Origin of the sequence: Ruegeria sediminis, assembly GCF_005938215.1 — a bacterium.
GTDB classification, from domain to species: domain Bacteria; phylum Pseudomonadota; class Alphaproteobacteria; order Rhodobacterales; family Rhodobacteraceae; genus Ruegeria; species Ruegeria sediminis.
The window spans coordinates 609,557-632,723 of the sequence record NZ_VCPD01000002.1 but is presented as its reverse complement, the minus strand read 5'-3'; the positions used below and the strand labels follow the sequence as shown (position 1 = coordinate 632,723).

23 protein-coding genes are annotated in these 23,167 nt (G+C 62.9%); 15 read left to right on the top strand and 8 right to left on the bottom strand.

The genetic code is table 11. From position 1 onward, the window contains the following. The first annotated feature begins 141 nt into the window (after positions 1-141). Positions 142-837 carry an SIMPL domain-containing protein gene (locus tag FGK63_RS07655; protein ID WP_138841016.1) on the top strand — a complete coding sequence of 232 codons (696 nt, stop codon included), beginning with the start codon at positions 142-144 and terminating at the stop codon, positions 835-837. A gap of 3 nt (positions 838-840) precedes the next feature. Here FGK63_RS07655 and FGK63_RS07650 read toward each other — a convergent pair whose 3' ends face one another. The 3 genes from FGK63_RS07650 to FGK63_RS07640 form a co-directional block, all read right to left on the bottom strand. After that, a complete protein-coding gene (locus FGK63_RS07650; protein WP_246043971.1) occupies positions 841-1,551 on the bottom strand; it encodes a GNAT family N-acetyltransferase in 711 nt (236 codons plus the stop codon). A gap of 23 nt (positions 1,552-1,574) precedes the next feature. Continuing rightward, positions 1,575-2,867 (bottom strand): O-acetylhomoserine aminocarboxypropyltransferase/cysteine synthase family protein, encoded by a 1,293-nt coding sequence (locus tag FGK63_RS07645; RefSeq protein ID WP_138841015.1) that lies wholly within the window; start codon positions 2,865-2,867, stop codon positions 1,575-1,577. A 123-nt stretch (positions 2,868-2,990) separates the two neighbouring features. Then, a complete protein-coding gene (locus tag FGK63_RS07640; RefSeq protein WP_138841014.1) occupies positions 2,991-3,989 on the bottom strand; it encodes a hypothetical protein in 999 nt (332 codons plus the stop codon). A 173-nt stretch (positions 3,990-4,162) separates the two neighbouring features. Here FGK63_RS07640 and FGK63_RS07635 point away from each other — a divergent pair, with 173 nt between their 5' ends. The 5 genes from FGK63_RS07635 to FGK63_RS07615 all read left to right on the top strand — a co-directional run bounded on the left by FGK63_RS07635 (position 4,163) and on the right by FGK63_RS07615 (position 9,849). Beyond that, positions 4,163-4,795, top strand: coding sequence for a cupin domain-containing protein (locus FGK63_RS07635; RefSeq protein ID WP_138841013.1), 633 nt, complete (start codon positions 4,163-4,165; stop codon positions 4,793-4,795). A 160-nt stretch (positions 4,796-4,955) separates the two neighbouring features. Then, entirely contained in the window at positions 4,956-6,290 is a 1,335-nt protein-coding gene (locus FGK63_RS07630; RefSeq protein WP_138841012.1) for an NAD(P)-dependent oxidoreductase, read from the top strand. Positions 6,291-6,336: 46 nt separating this feature from the next. Continuing rightward, positions 6,337-7,173: a class I SAM-dependent methyltransferase gene (locus tag FGK63_RS07625; protein WP_138841011.1), complete on the top strand. Its 837-nt coding sequence runs from the start codon at positions 6,337-6,339 to the stop codon at positions 7,171-7,173. Between the two features lie 17 nt (positions 7,174-7,190). Next, on the top strand, positions 7,191-8,495 hold the full coding sequence (gene preA / locus FGK63_RS07620) for an NAD-dependent dihydropyrimidine dehydrogenase subunit PreA (protein WP_138841010.1): 1,305 nt from the start codon (positions 7,191-7,193) through the stop codon (positions 8,493-8,495). Positions 8,496-8,589: 94 nt separating this feature from the next. Next, a complete protein-coding gene (locus FGK63_RS07615; RefSeq protein WP_138841009.1) occupies positions 8,590-9,849 on the top strand; it encodes an MFS transporter in 1,260 nt (419 codons plus the stop codon). A 9-nt stretch (positions 9,850-9,858) separates the two neighbouring features. Here FGK63_RS07615 and FGK63_RS07610 read toward each other — a convergent pair whose 3' ends face one another. Next, positions 9,859-10,473, bottom strand: a complete 615-nt coding sequence (locus tag FGK63_RS07610) for a TetR family transcriptional regulator C-terminal domain-containing protein (protein ID WP_138841008.1) — start codon at positions 10,471-10,473, stop codon at positions 9,859-9,861. Positions 10,474-10,643: 170 nt separating this feature from the next. On the opposite strand from FGK63_RS07610, the gene FGK63_RS07605 reads away from it, so the two are divergent. From FGK63_RS07605 to FGK63_RS07565, 9 genes are all read left to right on the top strand, one after another. Further along, a complete protein-coding gene (locus tag FGK63_RS07605) occupies positions 10,644-11,894 on the top strand; it encodes a Zn-dependent hydrolase (RefSeq protein WP_138841007.1) in 1,251 nt (416 codons plus the stop codon). An 83-nt stretch (positions 11,895-11,977) separates the two neighbouring features. Next, positions 11,978-13,432, top strand: coding sequence for a dihydropyrimidinase (hydA, locus tag FGK63_RS07600; protein WP_138841006.1), 1,455 nt, complete (start codon positions 11,978-11,980; stop codon positions 13,430-13,432). A gap of 54 nt (positions 13,433-13,486) precedes the next feature. Then, positions 13,487-14,281, top strand: a complete 795-nt coding sequence (locus FGK63_RS07595) for an ABC transporter ATP-binding protein (RefSeq protein ID WP_138841005.1) — start codon at positions 13,487-13,489, stop codon at positions 14,279-14,281. Positions 14,282-14,308: 27 nt separating this feature from the next. Next, positions 14,309-15,226 carry an ABC transporter permease gene (locus FGK63_RS07590; protein WP_138841004.1) on the top strand — a complete coding sequence of 306 codons (918 nt, stop codon included), beginning with the start codon at positions 14,309-14,311 and terminating at the stop codon, positions 15,224-15,226. Positions 15,227-15,284: 58 nt separating this feature from the next. Further along, on the top strand, positions 15,285-16,130 hold the full coding sequence (locus FGK63_RS07585; protein WP_138841003.1) for an ABC transporter permease: 846 nt from the start codon (positions 15,285-15,287) through the stop codon (positions 16,128-16,130). 61 nt (positions 16,131-16,191) lie between these two features. Continuing rightward, positions 16,192-17,181 (top strand): ABC transporter substrate-binding protein, encoded by a 990-nt coding sequence (locus FGK63_RS07580; protein ID WP_138841002.1) that lies wholly within the window; start codon positions 16,192-16,194, stop codon positions 17,179-17,181. 174 nt (positions 17,182-17,355) lie between these two features. After that, entirely contained in the window at positions 17,356-18,069 is a 714-nt protein-coding gene (locus tag FGK63_RS07575) for an ABC transporter permease (RefSeq protein ID WP_138841001.1), read from the top strand. Beyond that, positions 18,062-18,796 (top strand): ATP-binding cassette domain-containing protein, encoded by a 735-nt coding sequence (locus tag FGK63_RS07570; RefSeq protein WP_138841000.1) that lies wholly within the window; start codon positions 18,062-18,064, stop codon positions 18,794-18,796. Before FGK63_RS07575 ends, FGK63_RS07570 begins: the two co-directional genes overlap by 8 nt. A 22-nt stretch (positions 18,797-18,818) precedes the next feature. After that, positions 18,819-19,634, top strand: coding sequence for an ABC transporter substrate-binding protein (locus FGK63_RS07565; RefSeq protein WP_138840999.1), 816 nt, complete (start codon positions 18,819-18,821; stop codon positions 19,632-19,634). Positions 19,635-19,682: 48 nt separating this feature from the next. Here FGK63_RS07565 and FGK63_RS07560 read toward each other — a convergent pair whose 3' ends face one another. The 4 genes from FGK63_RS07560 to FGK63_RS07550 are packed head-to-tail and all read right to left on the bottom strand — an operon-like array spanning position 19,683 to position 23,149. Then, positions 19,683-20,555 (bottom strand): helix-turn-helix transcriptional regulator, encoded by an 873-nt coding sequence (locus tag FGK63_RS07560; RefSeq protein WP_138840998.1) that lies wholly within the window; start codon positions 20,553-20,555, stop codon positions 19,683-19,685. Next, entirely contained in the window at positions 20,556-20,678 is a 123-nt protein-coding gene (locus FGK63_RS21115) for a hypothetical protein (RefSeq protein WP_281282109.1), read from the bottom strand. Next, positions 20,675-21,946: a c-type cytochrome gene (locus FGK63_RS07555; protein ID WP_138840997.1), complete on the bottom strand. Its 1,272-nt coding sequence runs from the start codon at positions 21,944-21,946 to the stop codon at positions 20,675-20,677. Before FGK63_RS07555 ends, FGK63_RS21115 begins: the two co-directional genes overlap by 4 nt. Beyond that, the gene (locus tag FGK63_RS07550) at positions 21,947-23,149 is read right to left on the bottom strand and encodes a formate dehydrogenase subunit gamma (RefSeq protein WP_138840996.1); all 1,203 of its coding nucleotides are present in this window, start codon (positions 23,147-23,149) and stop codon (positions 21,947-21,949) included. Positions 23,150-23,167 lie beyond the last annotated feature (18 nt).

Genomic DNA, 23,167 nt, shown 5'->3' with positions numbered 1-23,167 from the left:
TGGTTCCGCGTGAACATATCGGCGTTCACGCGGCGAGATTAAAGCAGGATGTCGCCAAGGGAAAGAAAAACGCCTGCTTCCCCCTTGTCCGGCAAAGCTCCGCGCACCCATCTTTATGGAGCAACAACGGGAGAAAGCGTTTTGAAGACACTTGCTTTTCTTATCGCCGCGCTTGTCGCGGCAACGACGGCCCTGGCCGATGCGCAAGAACGTCGCATCACGGTGACCGGAACGGGATCCGCCGAGGCTGCGCCGGACATGGCGACGATCACCCTGGGCGTCACGAACCAGGACACCGAGGCCGCGGCTGCGATGTGGGCCACCTCCGAAGTGGTGGCCCAGATTCTGACTCGACTGGAGCAGATGGGGGTCGAACCCCGCGACGTGCAGACCCGCGACCTGTCGGTTTCTCCGGTCTGGAACAGGAACCCCGAGAAAGAAGATGAAGCACCGAAAATCACCGGCTTCGTCGCCTCGAACCGGGTTTTCGTCCGCCTGCGCGACCTCGATCAACTGGGTGAGGTTCTGGACGCGGTCATCCGCGACGGCGCAAACGAGTTCGGGGGGCTGAGTTTCGGCGTTCTCGACCCCGAACCGCTCGCCGCCACGGCGCGGGCCGAGGCCGTTGCCGACGCGATGGCCAAGGCGCAGCAACTTGCCGAGGCGGCTGGGTTGAAGCTGGGCAAGGTGATCTCGATCGATGAACATGGTGCGGTTGGTCGTCCGATGATGCGCATGTCGGAAATGGCGATGGCCGATGCGGGCAGCGTTCCGGTCGCAGCCGGCGAGATCGCGGTGGAAGCTTCCGTATCGATGGTGTTCGAAATCGCAGAGTGACGCCTAGGGATCCGGACGGGCCATCAACGGCCGGATCTGTTGGCCCGTCGCATCGAAGTTGTCGGGCGAAAGCCAAGCTTCGAAGGCGTCGCGTATTCGCGGCCAGTCCTTGTCGATGATGGCGTACCAGGCAGTATCCCGGTTGCGGCCTTTGTAGTGGGTAGCCTGCCGGAAAACGCCCTCGAACTGAAACCCCAGCCTTTCCGCGGCCCGGCGCGACGGCGCGTTCAGCGCGTCGCATTTCCATTCGTATCGGCGGTATCCCAGTTCGTCGAACACGCGCCGCATCATCAGGTACATGGTTTCGGTCGCTTCGGGCCTGCGTTGCAGCAGGGGCGAGAAGTGGATGTGGCCGACTTCGATCACGCCGCTTGCCGGGTCAATCCGAAGGTAAGACGCCATCCCGACCGGGTTTCCGGCGGAATCGAGAAGTGTGTGAAACAGCGGATCGGTTCCGCCGCAACTGCTTTCCAGCCAATCGGAGAACCCGGATTCGGAGTGAAACGGCCCGTAAGGCAGGTAGGTCCAGTTCCGCCCCTCCGTGTCCTCGGCAAACGCCCGGAAAAGCCCGGGCGCGTGCGATGCAGGGTCAAGCGGCACCACCGTGCAGAACCTGCCACGCATAGGTGATCGCGGCGGCACCGGACGGGGAAACTTGTCCGGTACCGGATCGCCGATGGGTTGCCCCAACGGGTTTGTTCTTGGTTCTGCCACGGTGTCGTCTTCAGGAATGCCGCTCAGGCGCTGGCCTTGGCGAGCGCCTGGTCCAGGTCGGCGATCAGGTCGTCGGCATCTTCGATCCCGATGGAGACGCGCACCACGTTCGGGCCTGCTCCGGCAGCTTGCTGCTGTTCCGGCGTCAGCTGGCGGTGTGTGGTCGAGGCCGAATGGATGATCAGCGACCGGGTGTCGCCAAGGTTGGCGACATGGCTGAAGATCTCGAGCGCGTTGACCAGTTTCACGCAGGCGTCGTAGCCGCCCTTGACCGCGAATGTGAACAACGCGCCGGCACCTTTGGGATACTGCGCCTTGACCCGGTCGTGATAGGGCGACGAGGGCAGCCCGGCATAGGTCACGTAGTCCACCCGGTCGTCCTTTTCCAGCCAGGCGGCGATCTTCTCGGCGTTTTCCACGTGGCGCTGCATCCGCAGGCTCAGGGTCTCGATGCCCATGAGCGTGTAATGCGCGCCCTGCGGGTTCATCGTCATCCCCAGATCGCGCAGCCCCACGGCGATGCCGTGAAAGGTAAATGCGAGCGGGCCGAAGGTTTCGTGGAACTTGAGGCCATGATAGGCGGGCTCAGCCTCGCTGAGCGACGGGAACTTGTCATTGGCCGACCAGTCGAACCTGCCCGAGTCGACGATCGCGCCGCCCGTGACCGTGCCGTTGCCGGTCAGGTACTTGGTGGTCGAGTGCACAACCAAAGTCGCGCCCTGTTCGATCGGGCGGCAGAGATAGGGGGTGGCCGAAGTGTTATCCACGATCAGGGGAATGCCCGCCGCGTCGGCCAGGTCGGCCAGTGCGCGGATGTCGGTGACATAGCCGCCCGGATTGGCGATCGATTCACAGAAGATTGCGCGGGTGTCGTCGTCGATGGCGGCCTTCACCGCCTCCAGATCGTCGGTGTCGACGAATTTCGCAGACCAGCCAAAGCGTTTGATGGACTGGCTGAACTGGGTGACGGTGCCGCCATAGAGACGGGTCGATGCGACCACGTTGCGGCCCGGCCCCATCAGCGGGAACAGCGCCATGATCTGCGCAGCGTGACCGGACGAGCAGCAGACCGCGCCGACGCCGCCTTCGAGAGTGGCGATGCGTTCCTGAAGAACCGCCACCGTCGGGTTGGTCAGGCGCGAATAGATGTAGCCCACCTCTTGCAGGTTGAAGAGCGCGGCGGCGTGATCCGCGTCGCGGAACACGTAGGCCGTAGTCTGGTAGATCGGCGTCTGCCGCGCGCCGGTGGCCGGGTCGGGTCGCGCGCCCGCGTGGATCTGCAAGGTGTCGAAGCCGTAGGTGGGGCCGTCGGACATGGTCAAAGTCTCCCTTTGGAAATTCGTTGCGGCAATCTGTAGGGCATCGACCGTCCGGGTACAACGGAGCTTGATTAACGAGATGTGCGGCTGCTCCTGGCCCATCAGGTTGGATCCGGCGTCCTAACGCTGCCACAAGCCCTTGGATTTGATCCTTTTTCGGATGACCTGTTCCTTGGCGGGCAGATCGTTCTGGTCGAACATGGCGCGAACCTTGGCGCCCTTGCCTTGAAAGACCAGCTTCTTCAGGGGGTCGTAGGTCTTGAGAACCTTCTTGATCTTGTTGGGCGCCGACACGGTTTCGAGAATTTCGACAACCCGGTCGGATTCGCGCGCATAGAGAAGCGGGAACAGGCGGTAGTGGCAACTGACCGACCCGTCCAGCAAACCCGGCGGCAAAGCGTCGCGACCGCCGCCGAAGGAATGGATCACCAAGGGCAGCGCGACCTGATCCAGCCAAGGATCCAGGTTCTGCCCGACCAGTTCGGGAAGACCCTCGTCGCGGATCGCGACCGCATATTCCAAGAACCGTTGCCCGAAGACGCGCGGGCAGGCGTGAAAGAAATATCCGGCGTTGAAATAGAGGTAACGCCGCCAATAGTCCTTGGGCTGGTCCAGATCCAACGAGCTTTCGAAATCCAGTTCGAACCGGCGGAAGAGCGCATGCCAGATCTCGTCCACACCGGGCCCGTAGAGGGTCGGCTTGGGCCACGTCCCCTCGACCCTGAGCGACGCGCCCGGGCGGTTGAAATCAAAGGGCACCGAGGTCAGATCGCCGGTGATCAGCGTGTCGGTGTCGAAAAAGACGAAGGGCTCGCCTTCGGGCATCGCGAACAGCGCCTCGATCTTGTTGCCGTAGGGATAGGATTCGCCGAACACCTTGGTTTCGAAGGGCAGGATTTCGGCATCGAGATGCTCCAGGGCCCTGAGCACGTCCTGATTGCCGATGGCGGGGTCGTTCGCCCACTTGGGCCCTTCTTGCGGGACGGCGACGAAAAGGCGCCCTTTGAAATCGGGCGAGGAATGGCGCAGCGACGCAGCGAACAGGACGGCTTCGTATTGCAGGCGGTTGTTCTGGCCGACGACCATGACGTTGAAATTTGTGGCGGATTTCTGGTTCATATCGCGATCTCTGCAATGCGCCGGTGTGTGCTGCCGTCCCGGTCGGCGTCGCGGACTATAGGGCGATGTCGAGGCCGCCAAAACCCCGAAACAGGCGCATGGCTGCGTGATCCTGTTTGAAATCGTCGCCGTATTCGCCACTTTGGAGAAGCAAGGCAACCAGGAGAGAGCCGATGAGGATCAACGCCGACTTCACCAAGCGCGCCGCCGTCCATTTCGCGGATACCGATTGGGTGAAATCGCCCGCCGCCGGCGTCGAGCGCAAGATGCTCGACCGGATCGGAGACGAGGTTGCGCGCGCCACAACCATCGTCCGTTTCGCCCCGGGCAGCGCCTTTGCCGCCCATACCCATGACGGCGGAGAAGAGTTTCTTGTTCTCGATGGGGTCTTTCAGGACGAAACGGGCCACTTTCCGGCAGGCAGCTATGTGCGCAACCCGCCCACTTCTTCGCACACGCCCTCGGCGCAGGATGGCGCGACCATCCTGGTCAAGCTGCATCAGTTCGACCCTGACGACCGGACCGCGGTGCGCCTGTCCTTGAAGGCCAGTGGCAATGCGGCCCTGTTCAAGAATGCACGCGAGGATGTGCGGGTCGCAACGTGGGGGCCGGGCGAAGCCGTCGAACTGGATGCGGTGGGCGGGATCGAGGTCTTTGTCATCGAAGGCGGCTTTGCCGAAGCAGAAGAGGATTTCTCGGTTTGGGATTGGCTGCGCCTGCCGCCTGGTTCCGTCTTTCACGGAGTCGCGGGGCCGAAAGGGGCGCGGGTCTGGATCAAGTCGGGTCATCTGGCCGACATGGTCTGATCATCCCGAAAAAATCTTCTGACCGAAACCAAACTGAAATCCGGGCCTTGCGCGCGGATTTCCCATTTTTTTGACCGCTTGGCAAATTTTACCAATTGATAAAAAAATTCATTGTGGCAAGCTGGGGTCAATAACAAACATATCTACAGGGAGTAGAGTGATGGCACAGGGCCAGATGGCTCCCGGCATCGTTGCCGGGCGGCTCTCCAGCGATGAGCTGACCTCGAATTTCGCGGATCTGCATCCCCCATTCGCGCCGCATGAAGCGGCGGTGGCTGCGGATCGATGCTATTTCTGCTATGACGCGCCGTGCGTGACCGCCTGTCCGACGGACATCGACATCCCGCTGTTCATCCGCCAGATCCAGGCGGGGCAGCCGGAGGCGGCGGGAAAGACCATTCTGGATCAGAACATCCTCGGCGGCATGTGCGCCCGGGTCTGTCCTACGGAAACGCTCTGCGAAGAGGCCTGCGTGCGCGAAACCGCTGAAGGAAAGCCGGTCGAGATCGGGCGTCTGCAGCGTTTTGCCACCGACATCGTGATGGCAAAGGGCGATCACCCGTTTGATCGCGCCGCTCCGACGGGCAAGACCGTTGCCGTCGTCGGGGCAGGGCCGGCGGGATTGGCATGCGCGCACCGGCTGGCAATGTTGGGCCATGACGTGGTGATCCATGAGGCCAGGCCGAAGCCTGGCGGGCTGAATGAATACGGCATCGCGGCCTACAAGGCGACGAACAACTTCGCACAGGCCGAAGTGGACTGGCTGTTGAAGATCGGTGGCATAGCCATCGAAACCGGCTCGGTTCTCGGAGAAACCATTTCCCTGGACGGTCTGCTGGAAAACTATGACGCGGTGTTTCTGTCCATCGGTCTGGCCGGAGTGAATGCCCTGCGCGTCAAGGGCGTCGACGCCGAGGGCGTACGTCACGCTGTCGATTTCATCGCCGAAGTGCGTCAGGCCGAGGACTTGGCAAAACTGCCGGTCGGCCGGAACGTCGTGATCATCGGTGGTGGAATGACAGCGGTGGATGCCGCCGTGAAATCCAAGCTTCTGGGGGCGGAACACGTCACCATTGCCTATCGCCGTGGACGCGATGCGATGGGGGCCAGCAGGTACGAACAGGATCTCGCGGCCGCGAACGGAGTCAAGATCATGTGCAACGTGCAGCCGGTGGCCATTCATGGCAACGGCGCAGCGGCCGAGATCGAGTTGGAGTATACTTCCAGTGAAAACGGCAAGCTGACCGGAACCGGCGAAACCGTGCGCCTGCCGGCAGACCAGGTTCTAAAGGCCATCGGCCAGACGCTCGAAGGCGCGCCGGAAGGCCTGGACCTGGACGGAAGCAAGATCGGCGTATCCGGGCCGGGCCGCACCTCGATCAAGGGCGTTTGGGCCGGCGGCGACTGCGCCGCGGGTGGTGACGATCTGACCGTGACCGCCGTGGCCGAGGGCCGGGACGCGGCGATGGACATCCACGCGACACTGGTTTCGTGATAGGCTGGGGGCATTCCCATTCCCCCAATTTGCCCGAGGTATTCCGATGTCCGACACAGAAGTCGCAGTTGCCTGTCACTATACCACCGGCGCCCTGATACAACGGGTGCGCGATGCTCTGCGCGCCAGCGGTGTCGATCCGGATGCCGCCACTGCTGCAGACCTGAAGGCGGGAGATGAGTTTCACACGGGCGGCGTCGCTGCCACCGATCACCTGTTCGCGCAGCTCACGGTGACCGGTGCGACTCGGGTTCTGGATGTCGGCTGCGGGATCGGCGGAACGTCCCGCTACGCGGCCGACCGCTATGGGGCGGACGTGACCGGCGTTGATCTGACCCCGGAATTCGTGGAAACCGCCAGGGCGCTGAGCGATCTGGTCGGACTGGGTGAAAAAACGTCGTTTCTGTCCGGCAGTGCGCTGGACATGCCCGTGCCGGATGCCAGCTTCGACCTGGCGGTCATGTTGCACGTGGGCATGAATATCAAGGACAAGTACCGCCTGTTCGCCGAAGTGTCCCGTACCTTGACTGATGGCGGCGTTTTCGCGCTGTTCGACGTGATGGGCGGTGCAGTGAAGGAACCGCTGGCCTTTCCTTTGCCCTGGTCTAGTGTGCCTGACACGTCATTTGTCGATACGCCGGACCACTACAGGGATGCTGCAAAGGCCGCGGGCCTGACATTGACGGCGGAAACCGATCGGACGGCCTTTGCGGTCAAGTTCTTTGAAGAGGCGTTCGCACGCATCGCCGAAAACGGGCCAGCGCCGCTCGGCATCCATCTGATGATGGGCGATACCGCGCCCGAGAAGTTTCGCAACTACGTCGAAAACATTCACGCCGGGCGCATCCGCCCGACCGAGATGATATTCAGAAAAACCGGCTGAGCCGGGGAGGAGGACCAATGGCCGATCTGACAACCGATTTTCTGGGGATCAAAAGCCCCAATCCGTTCTGGCTGGCCTCGGCGCCGCCGACGGACAAGGAATACAACGTCCGCCGCGCTTTCGAGGCTGGATGGGGCGGCGTCGTGTGGAAGACGCTGGGGGCCGAGGGGCCGCCGGTCGTCAACGTCAACGGTCCGCGCTATGGCGCGATCTACGGGGCCGACCGACGGCTGCTTGGCCTCAACAACATCGAACTCATCACCGACCGTCCGCTGGAGGTGAACCTCGAGGAAATCGCTCGGGTGAAGTCGGACTATCCCGACCGCGCCGTGATCGTGTCGATCATGGTGCCCTGCGAGGAAGCGGCGTGGAAAGCGATCCTCCCGCGGGTGGCCGAAACCGGGGCCGATGGCATCGAGCTCAATTTCGGCTGCCCGCATGGGATGAGTGAGCGTGGCATGGGCAGCGCCGTCGGGCAGGTGCCGGAATACATCGAAATGGTCACGCGCTGGTGCAAGACCCATTACGACAAGCCGGTGATCGTCAAGCTGACGCCGAACATCACCGATATCCGCTTTCCGGCGCGGGCGGCCAAAAACGGCGGCGCGGATGCGGTGTCGCTGATCAACACGATCAGTTCGATTACCTCGGTCGATCTGGACACGTTCAGCCCCGAACCGTCGATCGACGGCAAGGGCAGCCACGGCGGCTATTGCGGCCCGGCCGTCAAGCCGATCGCACTGAACATGGTGGCCGAGATCGCCCGCGATCCGGAAACCCGTGGGTTGCCGATCTCGGGAATCGGCGGAGTGACCACATGGCGCGACGCGGCCGAGTTCATGAGCCTTGGTTGCGGAACGGTTCAGGTCTGCACCGCCGCGATGACCTATGGATTCCGCATCGTCGAGGAACTGAACGCGGGCCTGAGCAAGTGGATGGATGAAAAGGGCTATTCCAACACTGCGGATATCGTGGGCCGTGCCGTGCCCAACGTGACCGACTGGCAGTATTTGAACCTGAACTACGTGGCCAAGGCAAAGATCGACCAGGACCAGTGCATCAAATGCGGTCGTTGCTATGCCGCCTGCGAGGACACCAGCCATCAGGCGATCTCGATGTCGCCGGACCGCGTATTCGAGGTGATCGACGAGGAATGCGTCGCCTGCAACCTGTGTGTCGACGTCTGCCCTGTCGAGGGGTGCATCTCGATGGTGCCGATGAAGCCGGGCGAGGTCGATCCGCGCACCGGCAAGGTGGTCGAGGCAGAGTACGCCAACTGGACCACGCATCCGAACAACCCGATGGCCAAGGCGGCCGAGTGACCCGCGGAAATCCGCGGCCGCACTGGCGCGTGCGGTTGGGCTTGTGTAAAGCGGGGCGGCAAGACCGCCCCGTATTGTTCAAGAGCGCATAAAGATGTTCAGGCAAATTCTTCCGGTAAGCGCGCTGCTGCTCGGCTCGGCCCTGCTGCTGTTTGCCGGCGGAATCAACGGCCTGATCCTGCCCATCCGGGGCACGGCCGAGGGATTCAGCGCATCCTCGCTCGGCCTGCTGGGCACCGGCTGGGCGTTCGGCTACGTGGCCGGGTGCCTGATGACGCCGCCCTTGGTGGGCAAGGTCGGGCATATCCGCTCGTTCGGGGTGATGGCGGCCTTTGCCGCGGTCGCCGTTCTTGTCTCGCTGATCTTCCTGACGCCCTGTGCCTGGATTCCGCTGCGCGCGCTGTCCGGGTTCTGTTTTGCGGGCGCCGCGATGATCGTCGAAAGCTGGCTGAGCGAACGCGCCGATCCTTCATCCCGCGGTCGGATTTTCGGGCTTTACACCATGGTAAACCTCGCGGCTTCGACCGCCGGGCAACTGGTTCTGACGCTCGGGGACCCGATGGGTTTCCTGTTCTTCATCTTGCCCGCGATCTTCTACTGCCTGGCGCTGGTTCCGACGGCGATCTCCACGACCGAGGTGCCCAAGCCGCTGGTCAGCGTACGTCTGGACCTCAAGGCGCTGTGGCGGAACTCGCCCGTCGCGGTGTTCGGCGTGTTTTTTGTCGGCATCTCCAACAGCGCCTTCGGCACGCTGGCCGCGGTTTATGCCGACCGCATCGGATTGGCCGTGGCGTCGGTTGCGCTGTTCGCCAGTCTGCCGGTGCTTGCCGGCGCCTTTTCACAGGTTCCCATCGGCTGGATGTCGGACCGGATGGACCGGAGGGTCGTTCTGGTCGGGGTTGCGCTGACCGCGCTTGCGGTCGATCTGGTCTTCATATTGCTCCGCCCGGAAGCGGTCGAGGTCAACCTGGCCCTGTCCGCGCTTTTCGGAGCGGCGATTTACGCCATGTATCCGATCATCATCGCCCATGCCAACGACCACGCGCCCGAGGGGACGGCGATTCAGGTCAGCGGCGGGTTGCTGATGGTTTTCGGGCTTGGGTCCATAGCGGGTCCGATGGTCGCCGGTTTCAGCATGACACCGTTCGGCGGGCAGGGGCTGTTCATCACTTCGGCATTGGCCCATGGCCTGCTGATCCTGTTCGCGATCTTCCGGATATGGACGCGGGCTGCGGTCGAGGCCGAGGACAAGGCCGTATTCGTGCCGTCACCCGCGGCCCGCGCAATGACGCCCGAGACAACCGTTCTGGCCGTGGGCGAAGGCGAGGACCGGGAACTGCCTGCCGAGGGTTGAGCCTCGAAACTACGGCCTGGGCGTCAGCAACCGGCGGTACAGGGTCTCAAGAAAATCAGGTGCGCCGGCAAAGGGGTCTTCCTCGCCCAGAACCGCGCGGACCTGAACGTCGAAATCGGCGTAATGCTGCGTCAGGGACCAGATCGAAAAGATCAGGTGATAGGGATGGACGCGGGCGATCCGGCCCTGATCCATCCAGCGTTCCATCAGGGCGGCTTTTTCATCCACCAGCGCCTTGAGGTCCTGCGACAGCGCCTCGTGAATCCGGGGTGCCCCCTGCACCAGTTCGTTCGCGAACAAGCGGCTTTCCCGCGGCAATTCCTGGCTCATCTGCAGCTTTCGGCGGACGTAGCCAAGGATCTCTTCCAACGGGTCGCCGTTGTCCTCGAGCGCCCGAAGCGGGTCGAGCCAAGTGTCGAGAAGACCGGAGAGAAGCGCGGTGTGAATTGCCTCCTTGGAAGGGAAATAGTAGAGCAGGTTGGGTTTGCTCAGTCCCGCCTCGGCGGCGATCTGGTCTACGGTCGCTCCGCGGAACCCGTGCGCCGAGAACACGTTCAGGGCGGCGTCCAGAATGGCGGCCCGGTTCTTCCTCTGGATCCTCGTCGGGGCACGGTCGTTTGCCATCGGCGTTTCTTGTCTCGTTTTTCCAGCGGCGCGCCCCTTGAACGGGCAAATTTCCGGCAGCGTGATGCAATTTCTTGACTGGTGTCTTGCCCGTGATAGCGTGAGTTTGACCAGATGGTCAAATCATGAGACCAAAAGCGAGCCAAATCGCGAGCAACAGGGGGAGAGACATGGCGGCTCCGGCGCAGAACCTCAGGATCAACGGCGACAGATTGTGGGACAGCCTGATGGAGATGGCCAGGATCGGTCCCGGAGTGGCCGGGGGCAATAACCGCCAGACGCTGACCGACGAGGATGCCGAAGGCCGGGCGCTGTTCCGGACATGGTGCGAGGATGCCGGGTGCGAGATGGGCCTAGACCAGATGGGCAACATGTTCGCGCGGCGCGAGGGTGCCGACCCAGATGCCTTGCCGGTCTATGTGGGGTCGCACCTCGATACGCAGCCCACCGGCGGCAAGTATGACGGCGTCCTGGGCGTATTGGGCGGGCTCGAGATCATACGCACGCTGAACGATCTGGGCATCCGGACCAAGCACCCGATCGTGGTGACCAACTGGACCAACGAAGAGGGCACGCGGTTTGCCCCGGCCATGCTGGCCTCTGGCGTTTTTGCGGGGATGCACACGCAGGACTGGGCCTATGCGCGCGAAGATGCCGACGGCAAGAAATTCGGGGACGAATTGCAACGCATCGGCTGGCGCGGCGACGAAGAGGTTGGCGCACGCAAGATGCACGCCTTTTTCGAACTGCATATCGAACAGGGTCCGATCCTGGAAGCCGAGGGCAAGGATATCGGTGTCGTCACCCACGGGCAGGGCCTCAGCTGGACGCAGGTGACGATCACCGGCAAGGATGCCCATACCGGCTCGACCCCCATGCCCATGCGCAAGAATGCGGGGCTCGCCATGGCGCGGGTGCTGGAGAAGGTGGACGAAATCGCATGGTCCCACGCGCCTCACGCCGTCGGCGCTGCGGGGCATATCGACGTCTATCCCAACTCGCGCAACGTGATCCCTGGAAAGGCGGTGTTCACGGTCGATTTCCGCTCGCCCGATCTGGAGGTGATCCGGGACATGGAGAACCGCCTGCGCGTCGCCGCCGAGGACATCGCCGACGAAATGGGGCTGCAGATCGAATTCGAGAAAGTGGGCGGCTTCGACCCGGTCAAATTCGACGAAAACTGCGTGGCCGCCGTGCGCAACGCGACCGAGCGGCTGGGCTATTCGCATACGGACATCATCTCGGGAGCCGGTCATGACGCCTGCTGGATCAACCGGGTGGCGCCGACCGCCATGGTCATGTGCCCCTGCGTGGACGGGCTGAGCCATAACGAGGCCGAAGAAATCAGCAAGGATTGGGCCGCCGCCGGGGCCGATGTGCTGTTCCATGCGGTCGTGGAGACGGCGGAGGTCGTGGAATAGCCGGGGGCTCTGCCCCCGGACCCCCGGAGTATTTAAAAAAAGATGAAGAGAGGCGTGCTTGACGCGCCCGCAGGGAGAACAAAATGACCACAGTCATCAAGAACGGAACCATCGTCACCGCCGATCTGACCTACAAGGCGGATGTGCTGATCGAGGGCGGGGTGATCACCCAGATCGGACCCGACCTGAAGGGTGACGAGCAACTGGACGCGACAGGCTGCTACGTGATGCCGGGCGGCATCGATCCGCATACCCATCTGGAGATGCCCTTCATGGGCACTTACAGTTCGGACGATTTCGAAAGCGGAACGCGGGCCGGCTTGGCGGGCGGCACAACGATGGTGGTGGACTTCGCGCTGCCCAATCCGGGCGAGAGCCTGCTGGACGCGCTGAAACGCTGGGACAACAAGTCGACGCGCGCCAATTGCGACTATTCTTTCCACATGGCCGTGACCTGGTGGGGCGAGCAGGTTTTCGACGACATCAAGACGGTGATCGAACAGCGCGGGATCAACACGTTCAAGCATTTCATGGCCTACAAGGGCGCGCTGATGGTGAACGACGACGAATTGTTCGCCTCGTTCAAGCGGCTGGCCGAGTTGGGTGGCATCGCTCTGGTCCATGCGGAAAACGGCGACGTGGTGGCTGAATTGCAGGCCAAGCTGATGGCCGAGGGCAATACAGGCCCCGAGGCACATGCCTATTCCCGGCCACCCCAGGTCGAGGGCGAGGCCACCAACCGCGCCATCATGATCGCCGACACGGCCGGCGTGCCGCTTTATGTCGTGCATACCTCGTGCGAGGAGGCGCACGAGGCGATCCGCCGCGCGCGGATGCAGGGCAAGCGGGTCTGGGGCGAGCCGTTGATCCAGCATCTGACGCTTGACGAGAGCGAGTATTTCAACCCCGACTGGGATCATGCCGCCCGCCGCGTGATGTCGCCACCCTTCCGCAACAAGCAGCATCAGGACAGCCTTTGGGCCGGGTTGCAGTCCGGTTCGCTGTCGGTCGTCGCCACCGATCACTGCGCCTTCACGACCGAACAGAAACGCTATGGCGTCGGTGATTTCACCAAGATCCCGAACGGGACCGGGGGGCTGGAGGACCGGATGCCGATGCTTTGGACCCATGGTGTGAACACGGGCCGTCTGACTCCGAACGAATTCGTGGCAGTCACGTCAACAAACATCGCCAAGATATTGAATTGTTATCCGAAAAAGGGCGCGGTTTTGGTCGGCGCCGATGCGGACTTGGTGGTCTGGGATCCGGAGAAATCCAAGACGATCCGCGCGTCGTCTCAGCAGTCTTCGATCGACTACAACGTGTTCGAGGGGCACGAGGTCAAGGGCCTGCCGCGCTTTACCCTGACCCGCGGTCAGGTCGCGGTGCATGACGGGGAAATCCGCACCCAGGAAGGCCATGGCAAATTCGTGGCGCGCGAGGCGAACACCACCGTGAACAAGGCGCTCAGCACCTGGAAGGAACTGACCGCGCCGCGGCCGGTGGAACGGACGGGGATTCCGGCGACAGGTGTGTGATTCGAAGTCGGGCCGTTTCGGCGGTTCGGACCTTCATCTTTTCAAGGCGATAGAATGAATACTGAAAGCAATACCCAGCCCGTCATCGAGGCAAGGCAGTTGGATCTGGTGTTCCAGACCAATGACGGGCCGGTGCAGGCGCTCAAGGACGTGAACCTGACGGTGAACAAGGGTGATTTCGTCAGCTTCATCGGCCCCTCGGGCTGCGGCAAGACCACCTTTCTGCGCTGCGTGGCGGCGCTTGAAACCCCGACTGGCGGGGAATTGTCGGTCAACGGCATGACTCCGGACGAGGCGCGGAGGAAGCGCGCCTATGGGTATGTGTTTCAGGCAGCGGGACTGTATCCCTGGCGGACCATCGCCAAGAACATCAAACTGCCGTTGGAGATCATGGGATACTCTCGGGACGAGCAGGAAAGTCGCGTGAGAAATGTCCTGGAACTCGTTGATCTGGAAGGGTTCGGCGAGAAATTTCCCTGGCAGCTTTCCGGCGGGATGCAGCAGCGCGCCTCGATCGCGCGGGCACTCGCCTTTGACGCGGACATCCTTCTGATGGACGAACCCTTCGGGGCGCTGGACGAGATCGTGCGCGATCACCTGAACGAACAATTGCTGGCGCTGTGGACGCGAACGGAAAAGACCATCGGCTTTGTCACCCACTCCATCCCCGAGGCCGTCTATCTCAGCACCCGGATCGTGGTGATGAGCCCGCGGCCAGGGCGGATCACCGACATCATCGACAGCCCGCTGCCGAAGGAGCGTCCGCTCGACATTCGCGACACGCCGGAATTCATCGAGGTGGCGCACAGGGTTCGCGAAGGTCTGCGCGCGGGGCATTCCGATGACTGATCGCGGCACTGGAACGGGAGAGGTGTCATGAAATCGGTGCTGGCCGTTCTGACGGTTGTCGCGGCGATCGTCGTCCTCTGGTACGGCGCCTGCGTTCCGATGAACATCAAGGGCGTTCTGACCGAGGTCGAGCGTGCCGGCGCCGAGGTCGTACCGCCCGGCGCGAAAGAGCGGCGCGACCTGAGCGAATTCGCGCTTGCGGCGCGCAACAGTTTCGCGATCCCGGCCACTTGGGCGCAAGAGCGGCCTCGTCTGCCTGCACCGCATCAGGTCGCCGCCGAACTGTGGGACACCACCGTTGCAAAGAAGATCACGTCTAAACGATCGCTGATCTATCATGGCTGGGTCACGTTGAGCGCGACGGTGCTGGGCTTTGCCATCGGTACGGGATTGGGAATCCTGCTGGCGGTCGGGATCGTGCATTCCCGGGTCATGGACATGTCGGTAATGCCCTGGGCCATCGTCAGCCAGACCATTCCGATCATCGCGCTTGCGCCGATGATCATCGTGGTGCTCTATTCGGTCGGCGTGCAGGGGATCATCCCCAAGGCGGTGATCTCGGCCTATCTCAGTTTCTTTCCGGTCGTCGTCGGCATGGTGAAGGGGCTGCGCAGCCCTGACATGATGCAGCTCGACCTGCTGCGCACCTACAACGCCACGAACGCACAAGGCTTCTGGAAACTGAGGCTGCCGGCGTCGATGCCCTATCTCTTCGCTTCTCTCAAGATCGGGATCGCGGCCTCGCTGGTGGGCGCGATTGTCGGTGAGTTGCCGACCGGGGCCGTTGCGGGCCTTGGCGCGCGGCTGCTGGCGGGGAGTTATTATGGCCAGACCGTCCAGATCTGGTCGGCGCTGTTTGCCGCAGCCATCCTGGCCGCCTGTCTGGTGGGCCTTCTCGGTCTGATCGAGCGTGCGGTGCTAAGGCGAATGGGGATCGCGGCATGAGGCGGATGCGGTACACACCCAGTTCCTTCGGGAAAAAACAGCAGGGGGACGGCGCGTCATGGTGATGGTTGCCTTTGCGGTCGCTCTTTGGGGGGTGGGCTGGTGGGTGAATACCCGGTTGGCCGAGGGTCCGAACTCCGGTTCGCGGGCGGTGCAGCTTGCGGTGCCCTTGATCTTTGGACTGACCGTCATCGGCGTCTGGGAATTGCTCGTGCGCGGGCTCGACGTGCCGCTGGTGATCCTTCCGGCCCCATCGACCATCGCGGTGCGGTTCTCCGATAGCATTCCGATCTTGTGGGCGGATTTCGTGCAGACGATCCTGAAGGGCGCGCTCAGCGGGTATCTGATCGGCTGCATCGCGGCCTTTCTGACGGCGATCGCGGTGGACCGCTCGGATTTCCTGCGCATGGGCCTGTTGCCCGTTGGCAGTTTCGCGGCCGCCTTGCCCATCGTCGGAACCGCGCCCATCCTGGTGATGTGGTTCGGCTTCGACTGGGAGTCCAAGGCTGCCGTCGTCGTCGTCATGGTGTTCTTCCCGATGTTGGTCAACACCGTGGCGGGCCTGCGCGAGGCAACCGCCATGCAGCGGGACCTGATGGAGACCTATGCGGCCTCCTACTGGCAAAGCTTCTTCAAGCTGCGCCTGCCGGCGGCGATGCCGTTCATCTTCAACGGGCTCAAGATTTCGACCACGCTGTCCCTGATCGGGGCGATCGTGGCCGAGTTCTTCGGCTCGCCGACGGTCGGGATGGGCTTCCGCATATCGACAAGCGTGGGGCAATTGTCCCTGGATATGGTCTGGGCCGAGATCGTCGTCGCGGCGCTGGCGGGAACTGCGTTCTACGGTATGGTGGCAATGATCGAAAAGGCGGTCACTTTTTGGCATCCGTCACAGCGCGGATAAGATTAGAATAACCAAACAGACCCCGGGAACGGGGCGGAAATCGCAACAAGGAGAGTCGAATATGAAAAAGATGATGTGTGGGGCGGTCGCCGCCTTTGGTCTGGCTGCTGGCAGCGCATGGGCGGCGGACGAGGTGACGCTGCAACTGAAATGGGTGACCCAGGCGCAATTCGCCGGGTATTACGTGGCGCTGGATCAGGGATTCTACGAAGAGGAAGGTCTGGATGTGACCATCCTGCCCGGTGGTCCGGACATCGCGCCCACGCAGGTGATCGCGGGCGGCGGCGCCGACGTGACGGTCGAATGGATGCCGGCCGCGCTGGCGGCGCGCGAAAAAGGGCTGCCGCTGGTCAACATCGCGCAACCTTTCAAGAGTTCGGGCATGATGCTCACCTGCTGGAAGGACGCGGGCATCACATCGCCCGAAGACCTCAAGAACCGGACGCTGGGCGTCTGGTTCTTCGGCAACGAGTTTCCGTTCATGAGCTGGATGAGCCAGCTGGGCATCGATACTGGCGGCAAGGGCGAAAACGGCGTCGAAGTACTCAAGCAGGGTTTCAACGTGGACCCGCTGCTGCAGCGGCAGGCCGATTGCATCAGCACCATGACCTACAATGAATACTGGCAGGTCATTGATGCAGGCGTCAGCCCGGATGAGTTGGTGACGTTCAAGTACGAGGATCAGGGCGTGGCGACGCTGGAGGACGGTCTGTACGTGCTGGAGGAAAATCTGAGCGACCCGGCGTTTGTCGACAAGATGGAACGTTTCGTGCGGGCCTCGATGAAGGGCTGGAAATGGGCCGAGGAGAATCCGGAAGACGCGGCGATGATCGTGCTGGACAACGATGCGACCGGCGCTCAGACCGAAGAGCACCAGAAGCGCATGATGGGCGAGATCGCCAAATTGACTGCCGGTTCGAACGGTTCGCTTGATCCGGCCGATTTCGAGCGCACGGTAAGCACGTTGCTGGCAGGAGGTTCGGATCCGGTGATCACCAAAGAGCCCGAAGGCGCCTGGACTCACCAGATCACGGATGCGGCGTTGAACTGACGATCACCTTTTGAGTCCGCTTAGACGGACAAAAAAGCGCAGAACGCGGTCCCGAAAGGGGCCGCGTTTTTTCATGCGAGCGTCGGTTTTGTTGATGGAGATTTAGCGCCAATGGGTTAGAATAATAAGGCAAATTGGCGCACATTGTCCGGTTGGGTGAAAACTCGGTAGAAAATGCAGGATTTCGCAGCAGAAATCAGCGATGCGATGCTCTTGATCCTTCAAGGGGATGCCGAGTTGTGGGCGATCGTTCTGCTGTCCTTGCGCGTTTCTCTTCTGGCGGTTCTGGTTTCGGCGGTGATCGGGATGCCGCTGGGGGCGGCTTTGGCCGTCGGACGCTTCCCGGGCCGGCGCGCGGTGATCGTGCTGCTGAACGCGCTGATGGGTCTGCCGCCGGTGGTCGTTGGTCTGCTGGTCTATCTGATGCTGTCGCGCTCGGGGCCGCTCGGGGTCCTGGAATTGCTTTATACCCCGACCGCCATGATCATAGCGCAGGTGGTTCTGGTCTCGCCCATCATCGCCGCCCTGACCCGGCAGGTGGTCGAAATGCTGGCCGAGGAATATTCCGAGCAGTTGCGCTCGCTGGGCGTATCCCGTCTGGCTTCGGTCCCCGTACTGTTGTGGGACGCCCGACTGGCTCTGATCACCGCGCTGCTGGCCGGTTTCGGACGGGCGATTGCCGAGGTTGGAGCGGTGATCATCGTCGGCGGCAACATCAACCACGTGACCCGCGTGATGACCACCACCATCGCGCTTGAGACTTCCAAGGGCAATCTGGCGTTGGCGCTGGCCCTGGGCGTGATCCTGATCGGCATCGCCGTGGCGGTGAATGCACTCGTCAGTGCGCTGAGTCTGCGGGCCGAGCAGGAGGGGCTGACCCATGCGTGACCTGGCATTGGAACCGCTTGCGGGTCTCGAAGTCCGGGACATTCGCATAGGGCGCAACGGCGGAACTTTGCTGAATGTTCCGCATCTGATGCTCGACGGACCCGGGCCGACCCTGATCCTTGGGCCAAACGGCGCGGGCAAAAGCCTGTTGTTGCGCTGTCTGCACGGGCTTATCGCCCCGGACGTGGGGCAGGTGCTGCAGGACGGCATGCCGCTCGGAGCACGGCAAAAAGCGCAACAGGCGATGGTGTTCCAGCAGCCGGTCCTGCTGCGGCGGTCGGTGGCGGGCAACTTGGACTTCGTGCTCAGGCGGCAGGGGTTGAACCGGACGGCACGGCGCGCCCGGATCGAGACGCTTTTGCAAGAGGGCGGCCTGACGGCGAAGGCCAGGCAGTCGGCGCGGTCGCTTTCCGGCGGCGAGGCGCAGCGGCTTGCGATCCTGCGGGCGCTGGCCACCGGACCCGAGATCCTGTTTCTCGACGAACCGACAAGCGCGCTGGACCCGGCGGCCACGCAGACGATCGAGCGGATGGTCCTGCATGCCTCGGCGCAGGGCGTGCGGATCGTGATGGTGACACACGACATCGGTCAGGCGCGGCGCCTGGCTGCGGACGTGGTGATGATGCAGGGCGGTCGCGTGGTCGAACATGGCCCGGCCAGCGAAGTGCTGGACACCCCGCGAAGCCAGGCGGCGCAACTTTACCTCGCCGGCGGATTGATCATCTGAAAAAACAACAGGAGAGCAGGCAATGATCGGAACTTGGATCCGGGCGGGCGCGGTCGCGCTTGGGCTGGCGGCAGGCACCGCGCAGGCCGAAGAGTCCTTCATCGTGGTGCAGTCGACCACTTCGACGCAGAATTCGGGACTGCTGGATTACATCCTGCCGGGCTTCGAAGCCGAGACCGGTATCGATGTCCGGGTGGTTGCCGTCGGCACGGGGCAGGCGATCAAGAATGCGATGAACGGGGACGGTGATGTCCTGCTTGTCCACGCCAAGCAGGCGGAAGAGAAATTCGTCGCCGAAGGCTGGGGCGTCGAGCGGTTCGACGTCATGTACAACGACTTCGTTCTGGTGGGTCCAAGATCAGACCCGGCCAAGGTCAAGGGAGGCACGGATATCGTGGCGGCCTTGACCGCGATTTCCGACACCAGGGCCCCCTTCGTCTCGCGCGGTGACAACAGCGGGACACACAAGGCCGAGTTGCGGCACTGGAAAGAGGCGGGGATCGACGTGGCCGATGCCTCGGGCAACTGGTACCGCGAAACCGGTTCGGGAATGGGGGCGACGTTGAACGTGGCCTCGGGAATGGACGCCTATGCGCTGACCGACAGGGCCACGTGGCTGGCCTTTGGCAACAAGGGTAAACTGAATATCCTCGTCGAAGGCGATCCGAAGCTCTTCAACCAGTATGGCGTGATCCTCGTGAACCCCGACAAGCACCCTGGCGTTCGCGTTGCGGCTGCCCAGAGGTTCATCGACTGGCTGCTGAGCGAAGAGGGGCAGGCGGCGATCGCCTCTTTCAAGCTTGACGGGGAACAGTTGTTCTTTCCGAACGCGCAGTGATCGGTCCGCGGCGGGAACGGATGGTGCCGGTGACGGCGTCTACTGTGCCTAACCGCTGGCGCCGTTGTGATGGACGGTGCCCAGCCCGGTAAGGTCGTAACCACCAAGTTCTTCGGCCCGTTTCGCAAAGCGGGAAGAACGCAGGAAATCCATCAAGCTTTGCATCGGCGGATCGAAATAGGCGCGGCGCCACACTGCAAGGTCAAAGCGTTCCTCGTGAGTGGGAACGAAGCCAAGACCGTAAAGCCCCGCCAAAGCGCCCAGTCCGAAACCGGCCTCGGCCTTGCCGTCATGGAGCGCGATGGCCAGTTCCTCCTCGGTGCGGGCGCAGGCGGGCAGGGTTTTCAGGTCATCGCGTTTCAAGCCGTGCGCATCGAGTTGCGCATCGAACAGTCGCTGGCTGGCGGCGCTGTCCTGGCGGAGAACCACACGGCGGCCCCCGAGGTTGGCAAATCCGGCAATTCCTGTGGTGCCCGGGGCAAGCAACAGACCACGCCGGCGGTGCGCGATCTCGATCAGAACGACCGGAGATTCACCGACCGCCTGACGCAGGGCGGTCGTGTTGAAGCCGCCATCCTCATGTATGTGCAGCGCCGCAGCCTGCGCGCTGCGATCCCTGAGCCGTTCCAGACCGTCAAAGGAGCCGTCGTAGTAGGTGGCCAGCCCCGATCCGCTTTCGCGCAGGGCCCAATCCAGAAGCGGATCGTGGCTGCCCGCGACGATCGGGGGCAGGGGTGGGTCCGCGACCTGCGGCCCCGACCGCGAGGCGTTCAGCCAGGCCAGGATCTCGGAGCGTGGGAACAGCAGTTTGCCCATGGCGCGCACATGCGGAATTTCACCGGATGATGCCAGGTCATAAGCCTTGCGCTCGCCGATGCGCAGCAGGTCGGCCAGCTCTCGGGTGGTCAGGAATTCGGGCATTCAGTCGAGGCGAACGGAAGAACTTGTCGAGCCGTCGGCGGAAAACCCTGCCTGTTCCAGTGCCATTGGTGCGACCGCGGCGATCACGACCATGGTGGCGACGGCGGCCAGAAACGCTTTCATCTCTCCTCCTCCTGCGAAGTGGCGCGGCGTAGAAAATCGACCAGGTCGGCGCGGTCCTGCGCAGCCGTGATCCTCTGCATCGGCATCTTGGAGCCCGGAATGTAATGGTCCGGGCCCAGATCGAAAAGAGCATTAATGCTGTCGTCATTCCAGACGATATCGGAATTTTTCAGCGTATCGGAATAGAGATAGCCGGGAACGGTTCCTGCCGGTCGCCCGAACACCCCGTGCAGCGTCGGCCCGGCGCGGCGGCCGCCGTCGTGTGTCAGCGCGTGGCAGATCGAGCATTTGCGGGCAAACTGCCGCTCGCCGTTTTCCATCTCGCCCGGGTCTTTCAGAAAACTTTGCTCGACTTTGGCCATCTGCTGGTGTTCGCCTAGCGCGGATACGGGCCAGCTGTACATGGCATCGTCGATGCCGCCCGCATGGATGTTCTCGCCATCGGGCGAATAGGCCAGCGCCCAGACCGGCCCGCGCAGGGTGGCGCGGAAATCCCGGGCGATGTTCCAGGTCCGGGTGTCGATCACCATGATGAATCCTTCGCCATCGCCAACGGCAAGCTGGCTGCGGTCGGGGCTGAGGGCAAGCGCCAGGATCGGTCGGCGTTCGAGGGTGAAGTCGCGCTCTTCGCCGGTGCTCAGGTCAAGTATCCGGGTCACGCCGTCCACGGCACCATAGGCGATCCATCCGTCGGCCTCGTTCAGGATCAATTCGTTGATCCCGAACCCGTGCTTGAGGACCCGATTGGTCTCGGTGCCGCTGGCCAGATCCCAGAGGCGGAGCGCGCCATCGGCACCGGCGGAATACAGCTGCGTGCCGTCCGCCGTGAACGCCACCGCGTTCACGCCGCTGCCGATGGGACCAAGCATCCGGGGTTCCGAGCCGTCAACCGGCCACACTCCGATGGTCCCGTCCCAACTGGCAGTCGCCACATGCATCTTGGACGCAGCGATCCCCACGATCTTGCCCTGATGCCGCCCGACCACCTCGCCGTCCGGCCACCGGCGCAGGGTAAAGTCGTCGCCAGCGGAATAGACGGCGGTGCCGTTGAATACCACGGCATTGACGGCGGCCTCATGCCCTTCGAGCCAGTTCGGGTTGTGGCCATTCCACAGGCCCACGGAATTGTCGAAGCTGGCCGTGGCGATCCGCCCGTCCGCCGCGGCGGCAATGTCCATGATCGGCCCGCCATGCCCCTTGAGCGTGAAAAATTCGGCCGCCCACAAGGGCAGCGGACAGAACGCCAGCGCGAAGGCCAGCGCTCGCATCTATTCCGCCGGTGAGGCCGCGCCCTTGGAGGCCTCGGCCTCCTCGACCTCCTCCAGCCACAGCGAATGGTGCTCGCGCGCCCATTGTTCTTCGACCTCGCCGGTTCCCATCGCGTCAAACGCGCCCTCCATGCCAACCGAGCCCAGGTAGATATGGGCCAGGATGATGGCGATGAAGCCGTAGGCGACCATAACGTGCCAGATCTGCGCGTATTGCATCTCTTCATGCGGCGACATCTGTTCGGGCAGGTTCAGGCCCAGCAGTTCGGGAACGCCGGTGGCGTTGGCGATGACGAAGGTCTTGGCGAACATCGGCATCTCGAAGGGAAACAGCAGCGACAGGCCCGACAGGCTGATAGACACGCCAAGGATGACGCAGAGCCAAAAGATGATCTTTTGCCCTGCATTGAATTTTCTGGCAGGGGGGTGGCTGCCCTTGGTAAACAGCCCGCCTCCCGCGGCAAGCCATTTCAGGTCGCCCATGTTGGGGATGTTGTGAACCACCCAGTTGACGGTGATGATGACCAGACCAAGCATGAAGGCCCAGGCGATGTTGTTGTGGATCCATTTGCTGGCCAGCGCGAAGGTGGCGAAACCGTCCTTGCCGAAAACCGGTATCAGGAAATCGCGGCCGTAAAGCGCGATCAGGCCGGTCACGCCCAGGATCAGGAACGAGCCGCCGAACAGCCAGTGCCCGAACCGTTCAAAGCCGGAGAACCGGGTGACGGTCCGGCCGGTCTTTTCCCCGTCGATGCGGATCTTGCCGCGGATCAGGTAAAAGAGCAGCAGCACGACCAGCATTCCGCCCAGAATGTAGGTGCCGTAGGTGCGCAGCGGACCCGAGCGGAAGTCGAGCCACCACATGCCTGCGTCCTGGATCACCACGGCGGACCCGGGGCTGCGCGAGGAAACCGTGACGTCCGCCGTTCCGTAACGCAGGGCGCGGTACAGTTCGCTGTCCGAGGCGGTGCCTCGCGTACCAAGTTGCCCGATCAACCCTTCCACATTGCCCTGGCCCGTGTCGCTCGAGCGAAAGGTGTCGTCCACTTTTTCGCCGCGCTGACGGGCAAGAATGTCCTCGAGCGTGGTAGCACCGCCAGTGGCGGAGCGGTCAGGCGCTGAGGGTGCCTCCTGCTGAGCCTCCTGCGCCCAGGCGAAGGTACCCCAGGTCAGAAGGACGAGAACGGAGAGTATCAGGCGCATCGGACGGGCCTCCCTTGA

Bases quoted from the DNA above. Each gene is read 5' to 3' on its own strand.
- FGK63_RS21115 (WP_281282109.1), bottom strand. From the start codon at position 20,678: ATGAAAGCGTTTCTGGCCGCCGTCGCCACCATGGTCGTGATCGCCGCG.
- FGK63_RS07615 (WP_138841009.1), top strand. From the start codon at position 8,590: ATGTTCAGGCAAATTCTTCCGGTAAGCGCGCTGCTGCTCGGCTCGGCC.
- FGK63_RS07610 (WP_138841008.1), bottom strand. From the start codon at position 10,473: ATGGCAAACGACCGTGCCCCGACGAGGATCCAGAGGAAGAACCGGGCC.
- FGK63_RS07605 (WP_138841007.1), top strand. From the start codon at position 10,644: ATGGCGGCTCCGGCGCAGAACCTCAGGATCAACGGCGACAGATTGTGG.
- FGK63_RS07575 (WP_138841001.1), top strand. From the start codon at position 17,356: ATGCAGGATTTCGCAGCAGAAATCAGCGATGCGATGCTCTTGATCCTT.
- FGK63_RS07555 (WP_138840997.1), bottom strand. From the start codon at position 21,946: ATGCGAGCGCTGGCCTTCGCGCTGGCGTTCTGTCCGCTGCCCTTGTGG.
- FGK63_RS07595 (WP_138841005.1), top strand. From the start codon at position 13,487: ATGAATACTGAAAGCAATACCCAGCCCGTCATCGAGGCAAGGCAGTTG.
- FGK63_RS07565 (WP_138840999.1), top strand. From the start codon at position 18,819: ATGATCGGAACTTGGATCCGGGCGGGCGCGGTCGCGCTTGGGCTGGCG.
- FGK63_RS07560 (WP_138840998.1), bottom strand. From the start codon at position 20,555: ATGCCCGAATTCCTGACCACCCGAGAGCTGGCCGACCTGCTGCGCATC.
- FGK63_RS07640 (WP_138841014.1), bottom strand. From the start codon at position 3,989: ATGAACCAGAAATCCGCCACAAATTTCAACGTCATGGTCGTCGGCCAG.
- FGK63_RS07625 (WP_138841011.1), top strand. From the start codon at position 6,337: ATGTCCGACACAGAAGTCGCAGTTGCCTGTCACTATACCACCGGCGCC.
- FGK63_RS07585 (WP_138841003.1), top strand. From the start codon at position 15,285: ATGGTGATGGTTGCCTTTGCGGTCGCTCTTTGGGGGGTGGGCTGGTGG.
- FGK63_RS07580 (WP_138841002.1), top strand. From the start codon at position 16,192: ATGAAAAAGATGATGTGTGGGGCGGTCGCCGCCTTTGGTCTGGCTGCT.
- preA (WP_138841010.1), top strand. From the start codon at position 7,191: ATGGCCGATCTGACAACCGATTTTCTGGGGATCAAAAGCCCCAATCCG.
- FGK63_RS07630 (WP_138841012.1), top strand. From the start codon at position 4,956: ATGGCACAGGGCCAGATGGCTCCCGGCATCGTTGCCGGGCGGCTCTCC.
- FGK63_RS07570 (WP_138841000.1), top strand. From the start codon at position 18,062: ATGCGTGACCTGGCATTGGAACCGCTTGCGGGTCTCGAAGTCCGGGAC.
- hydA (WP_138841006.1), top strand. From the start codon at position 11,978: ATGACCACAGTCATCAAGAACGGAACCATCGTCACCGCCGATCTGACC.
- FGK63_RS07635 (WP_138841013.1), top strand. From the start codon at position 4,163: ATGAGGATCAACGCCGACTTCACCAAGCGCGCCGCCGTCCATTTCGCG.
- FGK63_RS07550 (WP_138840996.1), bottom strand. From the start codon at position 23,149: ATGCGCCTGATACTCTCCGTTCTCGTCCTTCTGACCTGGGGTACCTTC.
- FGK63_RS07645 (WP_138841015.1), bottom strand. From the start codon at position 2,867: ATGTCCGACGGCCCCACCTACGGCTTCGACACCTTGCAGATCCACGCG.
- FGK63_RS07590 (WP_138841004.1), top strand. From the start codon at position 14,309: ATGAAATCGGTGCTGGCCGTTCTGACGGTTGTCGCGGCGATCGTCGTC.